The sequence below is a fragment of the Sabulicella flocculans genome, assembly GCF_045449635.1.
Lineage (GTDB): Bacteria > Pseudomonadota > Alphaproteobacteria > Acetobacterales > Acetobacteraceae > Roseococcus.
This window is the reverse complement of the sequence record NZ_JBJJBR010000009.1, coordinates 110,602-125,213: the sequence shown is the minus strand read 5'-3', so window position 1 is coordinate 125,213 and position 14,612 is coordinate 110,602. Positions and strand designations below refer to the sequence as shown.

Genomic DNA, 14,612 nt, shown 5'->3' with positions numbered 1-14,612 from the left:
CAGGAAACAGCTCAGCCAACCCATCAAACCAGGTCAGCCAACCAGCCACCCCCAGCAAAACCACCAACCAACCAGTCCGCCTCACTCAGCAAGACCAGTCCGCCGCCGGTGAACGGGGATATACGGGCCTCCGGGGCCGCCGTCAAACCGCAAATCCATGCAAAAAATGCATGGCTTCAGGGCGAACTATGACAATCCGAGGTCATTGACCTTGCAAGACTCGCCGCGGCCCCTCGGTTCCGGCCGCTTCACCCAGCGCGATGTCACGCCGGACCCGCGAAGCCACCCCCATCACCTGCCAGCGGCCGCCGATCTCCGCCAGCAGCGGCGCGCCCGATGCGCCGCGTGTTCCGGCGCAGTCATGCGTCACCGCCCCGTTGGCGGCGCCGATGATGCGGCAGCCGGTGTCGGCCAGCAGGCGCTCAGGCATGTCCTGCTGGTAGCCGCCCAGGACCAGGGGCGTGCGTTCCGGCGGGCGTCCAGCCCAGACCGGCAGCACCGGCGCCCGCAGCGGCGCCTCTAGCAGCAGCACCGCCCAGTCCGCGCTGACCGGGGAGGGCACGCCCAGCACGAAGCCCTCGCCCACCCGGAAGTCCACCACGCGGGCCTGGGCGGCAGCCCGGCCGCGGTCATAGCCCAGCAGGAAATGGACGGAGGCGGGCTGCACGAACTTGCCGGTCCTCGCCACCAGGCAGTGGGCGGCGGTCAGCACCAGGCGCGGGGCGACCAGCGTGCCCGTGCAGCGGCCGCCCACCTCCGTCTGCACCCGTCCCAGGGATGTCCACGGCGCCCGCGAGACCTCCACCGGACGGCGGGGGTCATTCTCCCCCAGCCCCGGCAGCTCGGAGCGCGGCAGGGGCTTCTGCGCCATCGCGGAACCGGCCATCACGGCCAGGGCGAGGGACAGCGCCGCGCCCTTCATGCCAGCAGCTCGGCCACCAGCCGCGGCACTTCCAGCGAGGCCGGGCCGCGGCGGTGCTCACGGAAGGCAGGGGACACCTCGGTGGTCATGGGGTTCACCTCGATCGAACGCGCGGCGGGCGGGATGGTGCGCACGAAGCCGGCCGCTGGCCAGACCTGGCCGGACGTCCCGATGCTGACGAAGACGTCGCAGGCGGCCAGGGCGGCCTCGATCTCCGCCATGTGCAGCGGCATCTCGCCGAACCAGACCACGTGCGGCCGCAGGCGCCCCGCCGCCCCGCAGGCTGGGCAGGCGTCGGCGGGGCGGATGTCATCCTCCCAGCGGCTGTCGGCGCCGCAGGACAGGCAGCGGGCGCGCTTCAGCTCGCCATGCATGTGCAGCAGGCGGCGGCTGCCGGCGCGTTCGTGCAGGTCGTCCACGTTCTGCGTGACCAGCAGGACGTCGCCGCGGGTCCACTCGCGCTCCAGCTGGGCCAGGGCGTGGTGCGCCGGGTTGGGGGCGACGCGCCGCAGCTGGGCGCGCCGCGCGTCGTAGAAGCCCTGCACCCGCGCCGGGTCGGCGGCGAAGGCTTCGGGCGTCGCCACATCCTCCAGCCGCACCTGCGCCCAGATGCCGCCGAGGTCGCGGAAGGTGGCGAGGCCGGACTCCGCCGAGATCCCGGCCCCGGTGAGGATGACGAGGTTCAATGCCGGTGGCCGCCCCCCGGCCCGCGCGCGCCGGCCGCCTGGACGGCCAGGCTGGTCTGCACCTCGCCCGCGCGCTCGAAGTGCAGGGTGACGGGCACGCTCTCCCCGGCGGCCAGCGGGCGGGACAGGCCAATCAGCATCAGGTGCAGGCCGCCCGGCGCCAGCGTCACAGGCTGGCCAGCCGGGATCTCGATGGCCGGGACCTGGCGCATGCGCATCACCTCGCCGTCGCGGATGTGGGTGTGCAGCTCCACCCGGCCGGCGGCGGGGCTGGCGGCGCCCACCAGCCGGTCTCCGGCGGGGGCGCGCAGCACCATGTAGCCGGCGCCGGTGGCCCCCTGCCCCGCCGCGCGGGTCCAGGGGGATTCCACCGAGACGGCGGGCTGCGCGAGGGCGGCCACCGGCAGCAGCGCGGGCAGGAAGAGGAGGGATCGGCGGTTCATCATCGGGGTCATCCTACGGGGTTGCGGCGCCCATGTGGCGCGCCTCGATGCGGCCAGCCTCGCGGGCCAGGCGGGCGGCGGCGCGGGCGGCCAAGGCTGGGTCGCCGGCGGTGCAGAGCTCGTGCAGACGGGTCAGCTCGGCCTCCAGCGGCGGGCGCTCGGCGATGGGCAGGGCGTGGACGGCCTCGCGCGCGCCTTCGGTGGCGCCGCGGCAGATCTCCGTCATCGCAGCCTCCATCTCGGCGGGGTCGCAGGCCAGGGCGGGCGCGGCGAGCGCGGCCAGGAACAGCACGGCGCGCATCAGCGCAGCACCAGCGTGGCGGCGGGTTGGCGGGAGCCGGCCTCGCCCGACCAATCGGCGCGGGCGCCGCCCTCGCAGAGCTGTGCCACGGCGAAGCGCAGCGTCCCGCCGGGGCGGTCGGGGGTGCGGACCAGCATGACGAACTCCTCGTAATGGGCATCCGGCAGGGGGCCGCCGCGCCAGGCGATGCTGGCCGGAGCCTCGCGGATCAGCCCGTGCGGGCCAGCGACGGGGCGGGCCAGGGGGCGGAGCTCCGTGGCGATCTCCCAGCCCGGCTTGGGCATGGGGCGCGCGGTGGCCACGCCCTCGGGCAGCGTGACCTCGATGGCCACCGTGGCGGCGCCGGCGCAGCCATGCGGCACCGCGAAGGCGATGCGCGCGAAGGCGTTGGCCGGGGCTTCGGCTGGCTGGAGGGTGACATGCGCGGCGGCCGGGGCGGCCAGCAGCAGCAGGGCGAGGGTCTGGCGGAGCATGGCGGGGCCTTTCAGAAGCGGTAGCGCAGCCCGGCGAAGGCGGCGCGGCCGATGCCAGGTTCGAAGATGGCGGAGTTGCCGGCGGCGACCGGGATCACCGAGGCGGAGGAGATGAAGCGCCGGTCCAGCAGGTTGCGCGCCTCCAGCGAGGCGGAGAGCCGGCCGTCGAGGAACTCGGCGCCGGCGCGCAGGCCCAGCAGGGCGTAGCTGGTGGTGCGGGTGGTGTTGGCGTTGTCCACGAAGAAGCCTTGCGGCACCCATTCGACATTGGGTGCCAGCCAAGCGCCGGAGGCGTGGCGCCAGCGGGCCTCGCCGCGCAGCAAGTGGCGGGGTGCGCCGGGCAACTGGTTGCCGCCGAAGCGGGCGTCGCCGTCGAAGCGGAAGTCACTCCAGGTGTAGGCGCCGCGCAGGGTCAGCGCGTCGCCTTCGGCCAACAGGGAGCGCGCCGCGGCGATGGTGCCGGCCAGCTCGATGCCCTGGTGCACCGTGCGCGGCACGTTGCGCGCGAGGGCGGAGCCGGCGGCGGGGCCCTGGATGAGCTGGATCTCGTTCTGCACGGCGGCGTGGTAGAAGGCGGCTTCGAAGCCCAGCGGACCGGCGGTGCCGCGGGCGCCGACCTCGGCGGTGCGGGCGCGCTGGTCCTTCACCAGGGAAAAGCCGCCGAGCGGGACCAGCGCCACCAGATCGGACAGGGTGGGCGGCTCGGTGCTCCAGGTCAGGTTGGCGAAGCCCTGCACCGTCTCGGTCGCCTGCCACAGCAGGCCGAGGCGCGGATTGGCGAAGTCGCCCTTCATCGCGCCGCCCAGCGCCGGGTTCAGCCGGTTCTCCGAGGCGCGGCGCACCGTCCCGCCGGAGAGGCCCGTGACCACCGCCAGCCGCGGCAGCACCCAAAGGCTGTTCTCCAGGAAGGCGTCGAGCGTCTGCGCCGTGTCCCAGGAGGAGAACGTCTGCGTGCCTCGCAGGCCGGCGAGGTTGACGAAGCGCCGGTTGTCGTTGGTGCCGAAGGCGAAGTTGGTGCCGGCCACCAGGCGGTTGCGCATGGTGGAAACCTGCCCATCCCAGGTCAGGCGGGCGAAGGCGTTGAAGTCGTTGGTCCGGTTGTCCACGAACTGGAAGATCGGGTGGTCGAGCTGGCGGGTGACCCAGGAGCCGCCGAACTCCAGCAGCGTGTCGGCATCCACCCGGACCGCGGTGCGGGTGCCGATGCGGGTGCTCTCGATGTTGCGCTGGTAGCGCAGCGCCAGGTTGGTGGCGTTGGCAGTGCGCGGGCTCCCCAGCGCCTGCTCGCGCGTCACCGCGCCGGGGATGAACTGGTGGATGCTGTTATGGGCGAGGAAGATGCGCGTCTCGGCATCGTCATTCCAGCGGTAGCCGATATTGGCGTTCAGCCGCTGGCTGTCGCCCTTGCCGTTCCGGCGGAAGCCGTCCTCCTGCCGGTGGGTGGCGCTGACCCAGGCATCGGCCGGGCCAGCAGCGGCGCCGTAGGCGAGCTGGGAGCGGAACAGGCCGAAGGACCCAGCCTCCAGCCGCACTTGCCCGCCGGGGCTGTCGCGGCCGGTGGGGGTGACGAAGTTGACCGCCCCGCCCAACGTGTTGGCGCCCAGGGCGAAGGCGTTGCCGCCGCGCAGCACCTCGACGCGCCCGAACGTCAGCGGGTCCAGCTCCTGGAAATCGCCGGAGCCGTCGGCCTGGTTCACCGGGATGCCATCCTGCAACAGGCGCACGCCGCGCAGGTGGAAGTTGCGGGCGAGCCCCGAGCCACGGATGGAGAGGCGGGAATCCTCGCCCCATTTGGGCTGCGCGAAGACGCCGGGCACCCATTCCAGCATGTCGCGCATGCCGGTGCTGGCGGGGCGGTCCAGGAAATCGCTGGCCGGGACGACGGTGTTGGCGCCGGGCGAGAGGTGCAGCCGGGCCTCCGCTTCGGCATTGCCGGGCGCGGCCAACGAGGGTCGGGCGCCGGTGACGGTGAGTTCGGGCAGGGTGGCGGTCTGCGCCCAGGCGGCGGGGGCGAGGGCCAGCAGCGGCAGGGCCGCGCGGATCGGGGACATGAACGGGGATTTCCAGGCAGGAACGCGCAGGGGCGCCCGCTTGGGACGGGCGCGCGGAGGGCGGGTTCAGGCCTGGGCGGGTGGGTCTCGCGGGGCGCCGGGCGGGGCGCGGGCGCGCGGGGCGGGGGTGGGCACGGGCTGCGGCGCCCATGCGGCAAGGGCGGCGTAGCGCACCGGCTGCCACAGCACCGGCGCCTCGGGCACCGCCACGGCCGGCAAGGCGTGGCAGGCGAGGCAGAAACCCGCCTCGGCCCCCTGCGGCGCGCCGTGGTCCGACAGGTCCAGCGTGCGGCGGCCCTCGCCGGTGCAGATCTCGATCAGCGAGAGCGGATCATGCGCCATGCCGCGCAGGCAATGGGCCAGCGCCGCGCCCGACTGGATGAACAGCAGGGCGGCCAGGATGGCCAGCAGGGCGGGGCGGCGCCGCGTCACGGCCGCAGGGGTATCAGGCGGCCAGGGGGTAGTCCACCTCGGGCGTGTAGTGCGACGCCTCCTTGCCCAGCACGGAGGAGAAGAGGGTGAAGTGCTCCACCGTCACCGGCGGGCAGCGGAACAGGCTGTGGGCCTGGAGGAAGGCGACCAGCTTGGGCACCGGCACCGCCGCCGCCCGGCCCAGCGTCACATGCGGGGCGAAGCGGCGCTTCTCCGGCGGGAAGCCGGCGCGCTGCAGGGCGGTCTCGATCTTGTTCTGCAGGTGGGCGAGGCCGGGGGTGCGCTCGGCCGTGACGTGCAGGGATTGCACCTGGCCGTTCTTCTCGAAGATGCCGGGCGCCAGCAGCCGCAGCTCGAAGGGCTTGGCGCGGATGGCGGAGAGCGCCTCGTCCACCTCCTCGGCGCGGAAGGGCGGCGTCTCGCCGATGAAGCGCAGCGTGAGGTGGTAGTTGGCGCGCGGCACCCACTTCATGCCGGGCAGCCCGCCGGCGAGGCCGGAAAGCTGGTCCTTCACATCCTCGGGCAGGTCGAGCGCGACGAAGAGACGCATGGCAGGACCCCCATCCGATTCCCCGCCGCTATCCTGCGGGGGGTGCCGCGGCACGGTCCAGCAAATCTTCCGTGAGGGGAAGGATTCGCCGGACCATCTCCTCAACGCCGCGGGCGTTGGGGTGGATGCCGTCGGCCTGGTTCAGCGCGCGCTCGCCGGCCACGCCGTCGAGGAAGAAGGGCATGAACAGCAGGTTCCGCTTCGCCGCAGCCTCGGTGAAGACGGCGTGGAAGGCGCGGCCGTAATCGGCGCCCAGGTTGGGGGGCGCGAACATGCCCGCCAGCAGCACCGGGATGCGCCGCGCCGCCAGCCGGTCGAGGATGCCATCCAGCGCCTGGGCCATGCGCGGCACCGGCAGGCCGCGCAGCCCGTCATTGGCGCCCAGCGCCAAGATGGCGGCGCGCGGGTTCTCCGCCAGCAGCCAGTCGAGGCGGGACAGGCCGCCGGCCATGGTGTCGCCGGAGACGCCGCCATTCACCACGCGCACGTTGCGCCCCTTCGCGCGCAGGGCGGCCTGGAGGCGGGGCACGAAGCCCTGGTCCTGCGGCAGGCCGTAGCCGGCGGTGAGGCTGTCGCCCAGGGCAAGCAGCGTCGTCGGCGCACCGGAACCCGCCCCCTGGGCCAGGGCGGAACCGGCGCCGGCCATCAGCGCCACCTGTTGCAGCGCAGCGCGCCGACCATATGAACCACCCATGAGCACTCCGGACCAGCCGATCATCGCCGCGCGCGACCTCACCTTCGAGGTGGGGGGCGCCGCGGGCCGGGTCAACATCCTGCGCGGCGTGTCACTGGAGGTGGCGCGGGGCGAGGCGCTGGGCATCGTCGGGCCGAGCGGCTCGGGCAAGACCTCCCTGCTCATGCTGCTGGCGGGGCTGGAGCAGGCGACGGGCGGCACGCTGCGCGTAGCCGGCCAGGACCTGGGCGCGATGGACGAGGAGGCCCTTGCCCGCTTCCGGCGTGAGCAGGTGGGCATCGTCTTCCAGGCCTTCCACCTGATCCCCACCATGACGGCGCTGGAGAACGTGGCGGTGCCGCTGGAATTCGCCGGCCGCGCTGACGCCTTCGACCGCGCGGCGGAGGCGCTGAAGCAGGTGGGGCTCGGCCATCGGCTGGGGCACTACCCGGGGCAGCTCTCGGGCGGCGAGCAGCAGCGCGTGGCGGTGGCCCGCGCCTTCGTCGCCGCTCCTGCCCTGCTGCTGGCCGACGAGCCGACCGGCAACCTGGACCGCGCCACCGGCCAGGCGGTGATGGAGCTGCTGTTCGGCCTGCGCGAGCAGCACGGCACGACCCTGGTCCTCATCACCCATGACCCGGCGCTGGCGGCGCGCTGCCCCCGGCAGGTGCGGATCGAGGACGGGCTGATCGCCGCCGATTCCGCCCTGCTGCCGGTCGCCGCCGAATGAGGAATGCGCTGCTGGGCTGGCGCCTGGCGCGGCGGGAGCTGCGCGGCGGGGTGAAGGGGCTGCGGCTGGTGCTGGCCTGCCTCGCGCTGGGGGTGGCGGCCATCGCCGCCGTCGGCACGCTGCGCGCGGGCATCGAGGCCGGGCTGCGCGAGGATGGTGCCCGCATCCTGGGCGGCGACCTGGAGATCCGCGGCGGCTACCAGCCGGTGCCGGCCGAGGTGCTGGGCTGGGCCACCGCGCGCGGCGCCCGCGTCTCGGAGGTGCGGCTGCTGCGCGCCATGCTGGTGGGCGCGGATGGCGAGCGCACGCTGGTGGAGCTGAAGGCGGCCGACGGCGCCTATCCCATGGTCGGCGCGCTGGTGACGGAGCCGCCCGATGCGCGCGGCCTGCTGGTGGAACCCGCCATCGCCGAGCGCCTGCGCCTGCGGCCCGGCGACGCGCTTCGTCTGGGCGAGAGCACCCTGCCCCTGGCCGGCATCATCGCCGACGAGCCCGACAAGGTGGCGACGCCGACCTTCTTCGGCCCGCGCGCCATCATCCCGCTGGAGGCGCTGCCGGCCACCGGCCTGATCCAGCCCGGCTCCCTCATCAACCATGAATACAGGCTGCTGCTGCCGGCGGGCACCGAGCCGCGCCGCTTCGCCGACGCGCTGCGCGCCGCCTTCCCCGGCGCACCCTGGCGGGTGCGGCTGGCCGACCAGGCGGAGCCGGGGGTGAACCGCTTCCTCGACCGCGCGGCGGCCTTCCTGACGCTGGCGGGGCTGACGGCGCTGCTGGTGGGGGGCATCGGCGTGGCGACAGGGGTGCGGGCCTGGCTGGCGGCGCGCAGCCGCACCATCGCCACGCTGCGCTGCCTGGGCGCGCCGGCGGGCGCCATCTTCGCCGCCTACCTGTGGCAGGTGGCGGTGCTGGGGGCGCTGGGCATCGTCATCGGGCTGGCAGCGGGCTGGGCGCTGACCTGGGCGGCGGCGCAGGCCCTGGCGGGGGCGCTGCCGGTGCCGCCGCGGCTGGGCTTCTACCCGGCGCCGCTGGCGCTGGCGGCGCTGTATGGCGCGCTGACCGCGCTGTGCTTCGCCCTGTGGCCGCTGGGCCGGGCCGGGCGCATTCCCGGCGCGGCGCTGTTCCGCGACGCCACGGCGGATGCCACGCGCTTCCCTGGCTGGGCGGTGCTGGCGGCCAATGCCGTGGCGGCGCTGGCGCTGGTGACGCTGGTGGTCGGCACCGCCGAGCAGCCCTTTTTCGCCGCGGCCTTCTGCGGCGGCGCGGCGCTGGCGATCGGCCTGTTCCACCTGGCCGGCGGCGCGCTGATGGCCGGCGCCCGGCGGGTGCGCGGCCTGCGGCGGCCGGAATGGCGCATGGGGCTGGCCAACCTGCACCGCCCCGGCGCCGGCACGCCGGTGATGCTGATGGCGCTCGGCCTGGGGCTGACGACGCTGGCGGCCATCGCGCAGATCCAGGGCAACCTGACGGCGGCGCTGAGTGACGAGATGCCGGCCCGCGCGCCCAACTTCTTCTTTATCGACATCCAGCCCGACCAGGTGGGCGAGTTCGACACCCTGGCCCGCGGCACCCCCGGCGTGGAGGAGGTGCGGCGCGTGCCGAGCCTGCGCGCGCGCATCGTCGCGGTGAAGGGCACGTCGGCCGAGCAATGGCGCACCACGCCCGAATCCGCCTGGGCGCTGCGCGGCGACCGCGGGCTGACCTACGCCGCCACCCCGCCGGAGGGGGCGCGCATCGTGCAGGGCCAATGGTGGCCGCGCGACTATGCCGGGCCGGTGCTGGTGAGCTTCGACGCCAACATCGCCAAGGGCTGGGGCGTGGGCATCGGCGACACGCTGACGGTGAACGTGCTGGGCCGCGACGTGGAGATGACCATCGCCAACCTGCGCGAGGTGAATTGGCGGTCCCTGGCCATGAACTTCACCCTGGTGGCTTCGCCGGGGCTGCTGTCGGCGGCGCCGCACACCCACATCGCCACCGTGCGCGGCGACCCGGCGCAGGATGGCGCCTTGCTGCGGCGGGTGACGGATGTGCTGCCCAATGTCTCCGGCATCCGCGTGCGCGAGGCGCTGGAGAAGGTGGCGGAGCTGCTGGGGCGCATCGGCACCGCGCTGACCGCGGTGGGCGGCGTCACGTTGCTGGCCGGCGCGCTGGTGCTGGCAGGCGCCGTCGCCGCCGGGCAGGCACGGCGGGTGCGCGAGGCGGTGGTGCTGAAGGTGCTGGGCGCCAGCCGGGCGCAGATCCGCCGCGCCTTCCTGGTGGAATTCGGCGTGCTGGGGGCCTTCGCCGGGCTGCTGGCGGCGCTGGCCGGCACCGCGGCGGCCTGGGGCGTGGTGCGCGGCATCATGGGGCAGGAGTTCGTCTTCCTGCCCGGGACGCTGCTGCTGACGGTGGCCGGCTGCATGGCGCTGGTGCTGGGCTTCGGCTACGCCGGCACGGCGCTGGCGCTGCGCGTGCGGCCGGCGCCCCTGCTGCGGAACGAATAGCGCACCTGTTGATTCAGGTTACGCAATGTCCATATGATGTGGACGCGGGCGAACGCCCGTCTTTCCCCTGGAGGAACTGACACCCATGGCCTTTCAACCCGAATCGCGGTGGACCAACCCGCTCGGGACGGCCCAGCAAGGTTGGGGCCGCACCGCCGCGGTGGACGCCGCCACCCTGGATGCCGGCCTGCGCGCCTACATGCTGCGCGTGTACAACTGGATGGCGTCCGGCCTGCTGCTGACCGGCATCGTCGCCTACCTGGTGGCGCACACGGGGCTGAGCGAGCTGTTCTACACCGTCGTGCGCACGCCGCGCGGCCTGGCGACGGCACCGACCATCCTGGGCTACGTGGCGATGTTCGCCCCGCTGGCCTTCGTGCTGGCGCTGAGCTTCGGCATCAACCGGATGAGCCGCACCACCGTGCAGGCGCTGTTCTGGCTGTTCGCCGCGGTGATGGGCGCCTCGATGGCCAACATCTTCGTGATCTACACGAAGTCGTCCATCGCCAGCACCTTCTTCATCACCTCGGCCATGTTCGCCTCGATGAGCCTCATCGGCTACACGACGAACCGGGACCTGTCGAAGATGGGCTCCATCCTGCTGATGGGCCTGATCGGCATCATCCTGGCCTCGGTGGTGAACATCTTCCTCGCCTCCTCGGCGCTGGCCTTCGCCATCTCCGTGATCGGCGTGGTGGTGTTCTGCGGGCTGACCGCCTTCGACACCCAGCGGATCAAGAACGACTACATCGAGTACAGCTACGCCGCCGGCACGGATGAGGCCGCCAAGCGCAGCGTGATGGACGCGCTGGGCCTGTACCTGAACTTCATCAACCTGTTCCAGCTGCTGCTGAGCTTCATGGGCGGCCGGAACCAGGAGTAAGCGCCGCACAAGCGCCAACGGCCCGGCGGGGAAACCCGCCGGGTTTCTTCATGCCCGCGTGGCGGCCGCGCTCAGTCCTCGGCGGCGGCCATCCGGCGGCTGCCGGCCAGGTCGTCGAGGATGGGGCAGTCCGGCCGGCCATCGCCGGCGCAATGGTCCGCCAGGTGGCGCAGCGAGGCGGCGACCGCCTGCATGGAACGCGCCTTCTCCTCCAGCGCCTCGACGTGGGACAGGGCGATGCGCCGCACGTCGGCGCTGTCGCGCCCCTCATCCTGCCACAGCGCCAGCAGCTGCTTCACCTCGGCCAGCGGGAAGGCCAGGTCCCGCGCGTGGCGGATGAAGCGCAGCACCGCCACGTTCTGCGGCGTGTAGGAACGGTAGTTGTTGGCCCGGCGCACCGGCTTGACCAAGCCGAGCGTTTCGTAGTGCCGGATCATCTTCGCGCTGACGCCGCTCTGGGCGGCGGCTTCGCCGATGTTCATCGCGGTGCCTCCTCTGCCGGCCTCCACCGCGCCAGCGCCAGCGCGTTGGCGAGCACGGAAACGGAGGACATTGCCATCACCAGCCCGGCAATGGCCGGGTTCAGCATGCCCAACGCGGCAAGCGGCAAAGCTGCTGCATTGTAACCGAACGCAAACAGCAGATTTCCATGAATCTTGCGGATGGTCCGGTCCGCGACCTGCAGGGCGGCGGGCACCAGCAGGGGGTCGGGGCGCAGCAGGGTGACCGGCGCGGCGGCGATGGCGGCCTCCGTCCCGCTGCCCATCGCCAGGCCCAGGTCGGCCTGGGCGAGGGCGGGGGCGTCGTTCACGCCGTCGCCCACCATGGCCACCCGCAGGCCCTGCGCCTGCCAGGCGCGCAGCCGCTCCAGCTTGGCTTCCGGCAGCAGGGGCGCCTCCACCTCCGTGATGCCCAGGCCGGCGGCCACCGCGCCGGCCGCGGCCTGGCTGTCGCCCGACAGCATGGCCACCCGCAGCCCGCGGGCGCGCAGCGCGGCCACCGCCGGGCCGGAATGCGGGCGCGGCGCGTCCTCGAAGGCCAGCAGGGCCAGCGCGCCGCCGCCCTCCTCGACCAGCCAGGACAGGGTGCGGCCCTGCGCCTCCTCCGTCGCCGCCTGGGCGGCGAACGGGTCGGTCAGCCCCGCCTCCTCCAGCAAGCGGCGGGAGCCGAGCAGCAGCGCCCGCCCCTCCACCTCGCCGCGCACGCCGCGGCCCGGCAGGGCGCGGAAGCCGGCCACCGGGGGCGGCGGCGGGGCGGCGGCCAGCACGGCGCGGGCCAGCGGGTGCTCGCTGCCCCCCTGCAGCGCCGCCGCCCAGGACAGCGCGCGCGGCTCTCTGGCGTGGAAGGCGGCCAGGCGGGGGTGGCCCTCGGTCAGGGTGCCGGTCTTGTCGAAGGCGACGACGTCCAGCCGGGCGCCGCGCTCCATCGCCTCAGCGTCGCGCCACAGGATGCCGGCGCGGGCGGCGGCGCCGGTGCCCGCCATCACGGCGGCGGGCGTCGCCAGCCCCAGCGCGCAGGGGCAGGCCACCACCAGCACGGCCACGGCGGGGATCAGCGCCCCCTCCCAGCCTGCCCCGGCCAGCAGCCAGCCCGCGAAGGTCAGCACCGCCAGCGCCACCACCACCGGCACGAACACCGCCGAGACGCGGTCCACCACCCGCTGCACCGGCGCGCGGGAGGATTGCGCCGCCCCCACCAGCGCCGCGACGCGCGACAGCGTCGTCTCGCTCCCTGTCGCGGTGACGCGCATCACCAGCCGGCCATCCAGCACGGTGGTGCCGGCGGACAGGGCGGCACCGGGGGCCTTGGCCACGGCGCGGCTCTCGCCGGTCAGGGCGGATTCGTCGGCGCCGGCCTCGCCCGCCTCCACCACGCCGTCGGCCGGCACGCGGCCGCCGGGGCGCACCGCCACGCGGTCGCCGGGGCGCAGCAGGGCGGCGGGCACCTCCTCCTCCTCTCCCGCCGCGTCCAGGCGCCAGGCGGTGCGCGGGCGCAGCGCCAGCAGGGCGCGGATGGCGGCCCCGGTGGCGCGCTTGGCCCGCCCTTCCAGCCACTTGCCCAGCAGCACGAAGGCGATGACCAGCGCCGCGCCCTCGAAATACAGGTGGTGCGGGTGGGGGTCGGCCAGCAGCCGCCACAGGGAGAAGAAGAAGGCGGCGTTGGTGCCCAGCGACACCAGCAGGTCCATGTTGCCGGTGCCGGCGCGCAGCGCGGCCCAGGCGCCGCGGTGGAAGCGCCAGCCCAGCCCGAACTGCATCGGCGCCGCCAGCGCCAGCTGCCACCAGGGTGCGGGCATCCAGTCCTGCCCCAGCGCCATGCCCAGCATGCCCCACAGGAAGGGCGCGGCCAGCAGGGCGGCCAGCGCCAGCTCGGCCTCGGCGCGGCCGAATCGGCGGGGGGCCGCGTCCTCCTCCGGGGCGTGGCGGTAGCCGGCGCGGGCCAGCGCGGCCTCCAGCAGCGCGGGGTCGGTGCCGGCGAGGACGCGGATGGCCACGCGGTTCGCCGCCAGGTTGGCCCGGGCCTCGCGCACGCCGGGCACCGCCAGCAGCGCCTTCTCCACCCGGGCGACGCAGGTGGCGCAGCTCATGCCCTCCAGCCGCCAGTCCAGGTCCTCCGTCCGCAACCCGTAGCCGGCGCGGGACAGGGCGGCGGCGACCGCGTCCAGCGGCGGCGCGCCCTCCAGCACCGCCGTCTCATCCGCGAGGTTGACGCGGGCGGGCGCCAGCTTGCCGAGGGCGCGCTCCACGCGGGTGGCGCAGGCGGCGCAGGTCATGCCGGAGATTGGGACGGTCAGTTCCATGTCCGCAACATCGTGTTTCCCCCGCAGGGAAGGTCAAGGCGGCTGGACAGGCGGGCCCGGCGCTTCCAGATGGGCAGCCATGCGCCTCACCCTCCCTGCCCTGTCCCTGCTGCTCGCGCTGCCGGCCGCCGCGCAGGCGCCGCAGGAAGGGTTCCGCGTGGTGAACCGCACCGGCGCGGACGCCACGGTGCTCAACGCCTCCCGCGCCGGGCGGGGCGAATGGGGGGCCAACCTGCTGCGCCCCGACCGGCCGCTGGCCGATGGCCAGGGCTTCCGCGTGGTGCCCAACGCCGAGGCCGGCTGCCGCTTCGACCTGCGGCTGGTGCTGGGCGACGGCCGCGAATCCGTGCTGCGGGACCAGGACATCTGCGCCCAGCGCACGCTGGAGATGGCGACCACCACCCGCGCCCCTGCGGCCGCCTCGGCAACGGCCCGCCAGCCGATGGCCGGCCCGGTGGGGCGCGAGGCGGCGCCGGCGCAGCCCAACCAGGCGGCGCGGCAGGTGTCCACCGGCACCGGTTTCCTGGTGGCGGATGGCCGGGTGATGACCAACCATCACGTCATCGACGCGTGCAACCGCGTCATCCTCCGCACCCCGGCCGGCCCGTGGCTGGAGGCGCGGCCGCCCGCGCGCAGCGACGCCGCGCTGGACCTGGCGGTGCTGAACGTGCCGGGGCTGGGCGGGCCGGCGCTGGCCTTCCGCGGTGGCCCGGCGGTGCGGCGCGGCGAGGGGGTGGTGGCCTACGGCTTCCCGCTGGCCGGGCTGCTGAGCAGCGACCCCAAGCTGACCCGCGGCGAGGTGAACGGGCTGCGCGGCCTGGGCGACAACCCCAGCCAGTACCAGATCAGCGCCGAGGTGCAGCCGGGCAACAGCGGCGGCCCGCTGGTCGACATGCAGGGCCACGTGGTCGGCGTGGTGGTGAGCAAGCTGAACGCCCAGGCGGTGAGCCGCCGCACCGGCGACATCGCGCAGAACGTGAACTTCGCCGTGCAGGGCGGCGTGGCGCGGGAGTTCCTGCGCCGCGCCGGGGTGGAGCCGCGCGTGGCCGAGAGCGCCGGCCCCGACCGCCCCACGGCGGATGTGGGGGAGATCGCCCACCGCTCGACGCTGTTCATCCGGTGCGAGCGGTAGCCGCCCCGCGCACCCCCTGCTAGCGTCCGGGCCAGCATCCCCAGGGACCG

At 74.4% G+C, this 14,612-nt stretch carries 15 protein-coding genes; 4 read left to right on the top strand and 11 right to left on the bottom strand.

All coding sequences use genetic code 11. The features are described from left to right. Positions 1-202 precede the first annotated feature (202 nt). From ACI6QG_RS11035 to ACI6QG_RS10995, 9 genes are all read right to left on the bottom strand, one after another. Positions 203-922, bottom strand: a complete 720-nt coding sequence (locus ACI6QG_RS11035; RefSeq protein WP_407024611.1) for a trypsin-like serine peptidase — start codon at positions 920-922, stop codon at positions 203-205. Beyond that, the gene (locus ACI6QG_RS11030; protein WP_407024610.1) at positions 919-1,608 is read right to left on the bottom strand and encodes an NAD-dependent deacylase; all 690 of its coding nucleotides are present in this window, start codon (positions 1,606-1,608) and stop codon (positions 919-921) included. Before ACI6QG_RS11030 ends, ACI6QG_RS11035 begins: the two co-directional genes overlap by 4 nt. Beyond that, positions 1,605-2,054, bottom strand: coding sequence for a copper chaperone PCu(A)C (locus ACI6QG_RS11025; protein WP_407024609.1), 450 nt, complete (start codon positions 2,052-2,054; stop codon positions 1,605-1,607). The genes ACI6QG_RS11030 and ACI6QG_RS11025 overlap by 4 nt, the downstream gene beginning before the upstream one ends. Before the next feature lie 10 nt (positions 2,055-2,064). Next, complete coding sequence (locus ACI6QG_RS11020; protein WP_407024608.1) at positions 2,065-2,352, bottom strand: hypothetical protein; 288 nt, start codon at positions 2,350-2,352, stop codon at positions 2,065-2,067. Further along, complete coding sequence (locus ACI6QG_RS11015; protein ID WP_407024607.1) at positions 2,352-2,825, bottom strand: YcnI family protein; 474 nt, start codon at positions 2,823-2,825, stop codon at positions 2,352-2,354. The genes ACI6QG_RS11020 and ACI6QG_RS11015 overlap by 1 nt, the downstream gene beginning before the upstream one ends. An 11-nt stretch (positions 2,826-2,836) precedes the next feature. Beyond that, the gene (locus tag ACI6QG_RS11010) at positions 2,837-4,876 is read right to left on the bottom strand and encodes a TonB-dependent receptor family protein (protein WP_407024606.1); all 2,040 of its coding nucleotides are present in this window, start codon (positions 4,874-4,876) and stop codon (positions 2,837-2,839) included. A 66-nt stretch (positions 4,877-4,942) separates the two neighbouring features. Next, entirely contained in the window at positions 4,943-5,308 is a 366-nt protein-coding gene (locus ACI6QG_RS11005; protein ID WP_407024605.1) for a DUF2946 family protein, read from the bottom strand. A gap of 13 nt (positions 5,309-5,321) precedes the next feature. Beyond that, positions 5,322-5,858, bottom strand: a complete 537-nt coding sequence (gene thpR, locus ACI6QG_RS11000; RefSeq protein ID WP_407024604.1) for an RNA 2',3'-cyclic phosphodiesterase — start codon at positions 5,856-5,858, stop codon at positions 5,322-5,324. A gap of 28 nt (positions 5,859-5,886) precedes the next feature. Further along, positions 5,887-6,504, bottom strand: coding sequence for an arylesterase (locus ACI6QG_RS10995; RefSeq protein WP_407024603.1), 618 nt, complete (start codon positions 6,502-6,504; stop codon positions 5,887-5,889). A gap of 46 nt (positions 6,505-6,550) precedes the next feature. Here ACI6QG_RS10995 and ACI6QG_RS10990 point away from each other — a divergent pair, with 46 nt between their 5' ends. From ACI6QG_RS10990 to ACI6QG_RS10980, 3 genes are all read left to right on the top strand, one after another. Further along, a complete protein-coding gene (locus ACI6QG_RS10990; protein WP_407024602.1) occupies positions 6,551-7,261 on the top strand; it encodes an ABC transporter ATP-binding protein in 711 nt (236 codons plus the stop codon). Then, the gene (locus tag ACI6QG_RS10985) at positions 7,258-9,747 is read left to right on the top strand and encodes an ABC transporter permease (RefSeq protein WP_407024601.1); all 2,490 of its coding nucleotides are present in this window, start codon (positions 7,258-7,260) and stop codon (positions 9,745-9,747) included. The genes ACI6QG_RS10990 and ACI6QG_RS10985 overlap by 4 nt, the downstream gene beginning before the upstream one ends. Positions 9,748-9,832: 85 nt before the next feature. Beyond that, positions 9,833-10,630 (top strand): Bax inhibitor-1/YccA family protein, encoded by a 798-nt coding sequence (locus tag ACI6QG_RS10980; RefSeq protein ID WP_407024600.1) that lies wholly within the window; start codon positions 9,833-9,835, stop codon positions 10,628-10,630. Positions 10,631-10,701: 71 nt separating this feature from the next. Here the strand turns inward: ACI6QG_RS10980 and ACI6QG_RS10975 are convergent, their stop codons facing one another. Together ACI6QG_RS10975 and ACI6QG_RS10970 are read right to left on the bottom strand one after the other, a co-directional pair. Further along, the gene (locus ACI6QG_RS10975; protein ID WP_407024599.1) at positions 10,702-11,112 is read right to left on the bottom strand and encodes a MerR family transcriptional regulator; all 411 of its coding nucleotides are present in this window, start codon (positions 11,110-11,112) and stop codon (positions 10,702-10,704) included. Next, positions 11,109-13,430 carry a heavy metal translocating P-type ATPase gene (locus ACI6QG_RS10970; protein ID WP_407024598.1) on the bottom strand — a complete coding sequence of 774 codons (2,322 nt, stop codon included), beginning with the start codon at positions 13,428-13,430 and terminating at the stop codon, positions 11,109-11,111. Before ACI6QG_RS10970 ends, ACI6QG_RS10975 begins: the two co-directional genes overlap by 4 nt. A gap of 79 nt (positions 13,431-13,509) precedes the next feature. Here ACI6QG_RS10970 and ACI6QG_RS10965 point away from each other — a divergent pair, with 79 nt between their 5' ends. After that, on the top strand, positions 13,510-14,562 hold the full coding sequence (locus tag ACI6QG_RS10965) for a trypsin-like peptidase domain-containing protein (RefSeq protein WP_407024597.1): 1,053 nt from the start codon (positions 13,510-13,512) through the stop codon (positions 14,560-14,562). Positions 14,563-14,612: the final 50 nt, after the last annotated feature.

Bases quoted from the DNA above. Each gene is read 5' to 3' on its own strand.
- ACI6QG_RS11035 (WP_407024611.1), bottom strand. From the start codon at position 922: ATGAAGGGCGCGGCGCTGTCCCTCGCCCTGGCCGTGATGGCCGGTTCC.
- ACI6QG_RS11025 (WP_407024609.1), bottom strand. From the start codon at position 2,054: ATGATGAACCGCCGATCCCTCCTCTTCCTGCCCGCGCTGCTGCCGGTG.
- ACI6QG_RS11020 (WP_407024608.1), bottom strand. From the start codon at position 2,352: ATGCGCGCCGTGCTGTTCCTGGCCGCGCTCGCCGCGCCCGCCCTGGCC.
- ACI6QG_RS11015 (WP_407024607.1), bottom strand. From the start codon at position 2,825: ATGCTCCGCCAGACCCTCGCCCTGCTGCTGCTGGCCGCCCCGGCCGCC.
- ACI6QG_RS11010 (WP_407024606.1), bottom strand. From the start codon at position 4,876: ATGTCCCCGATCCGCGCGGCCCTGCCGCTGCTGGCCCTCGCCCCCGCC.
- thpR (WP_407024604.1), bottom strand. From the start codon at position 5,858: ATGCGTCTCTTCGTCGCGCTCGACCTGCCCGAGGATGTGAAGGACCAG.
- ACI6QG_RS10995 (WP_407024603.1), bottom strand. From the start codon at position 6,504: ATGGCCGGCGCCGGTTCCGCCCTGGCCCAGGGGGCGGGTTCCGGTGCG.
- ACI6QG_RS10990 (WP_407024602.1), top strand. From the start codon at position 6,551: ATGAGCACTCCGGACCAGCCGATCATCGCCGCGCGCGACCTCACCTTC.
- ACI6QG_RS10985 (WP_407024601.1), top strand. From the start codon at position 7,258: ATGAGGAATGCGCTGCTGGGCTGGCGCCTGGCGCGGCGGGAGCTGCGC.
- ACI6QG_RS10980 (WP_407024600.1), top strand. From the start codon at position 9,833: ATGGCCTTTCAACCCGAATCGCGGTGGACCAACCCGCTCGGGACGGCC.
- ACI6QG_RS10975 (WP_407024599.1), bottom strand. From the start codon at position 11,112: ATGAACATCGGCGAAGCCGCCGCCCAGAGCGGCGTCAGCGCGAAGATG.
- ACI6QG_RS10970 (WP_407024598.1), bottom strand. From the start codon at position 13,430: ATGGAACTGACCGTCCCAATCTCCGGCATGACCTGCGCCGCCTGCGCC.
- ACI6QG_RS10965 (WP_407024597.1), top strand. From the start codon at position 13,510: ATGCGCCTCACCCTCCCTGCCCTGTCCCTGCTGCTCGCGCTGCCGGCC.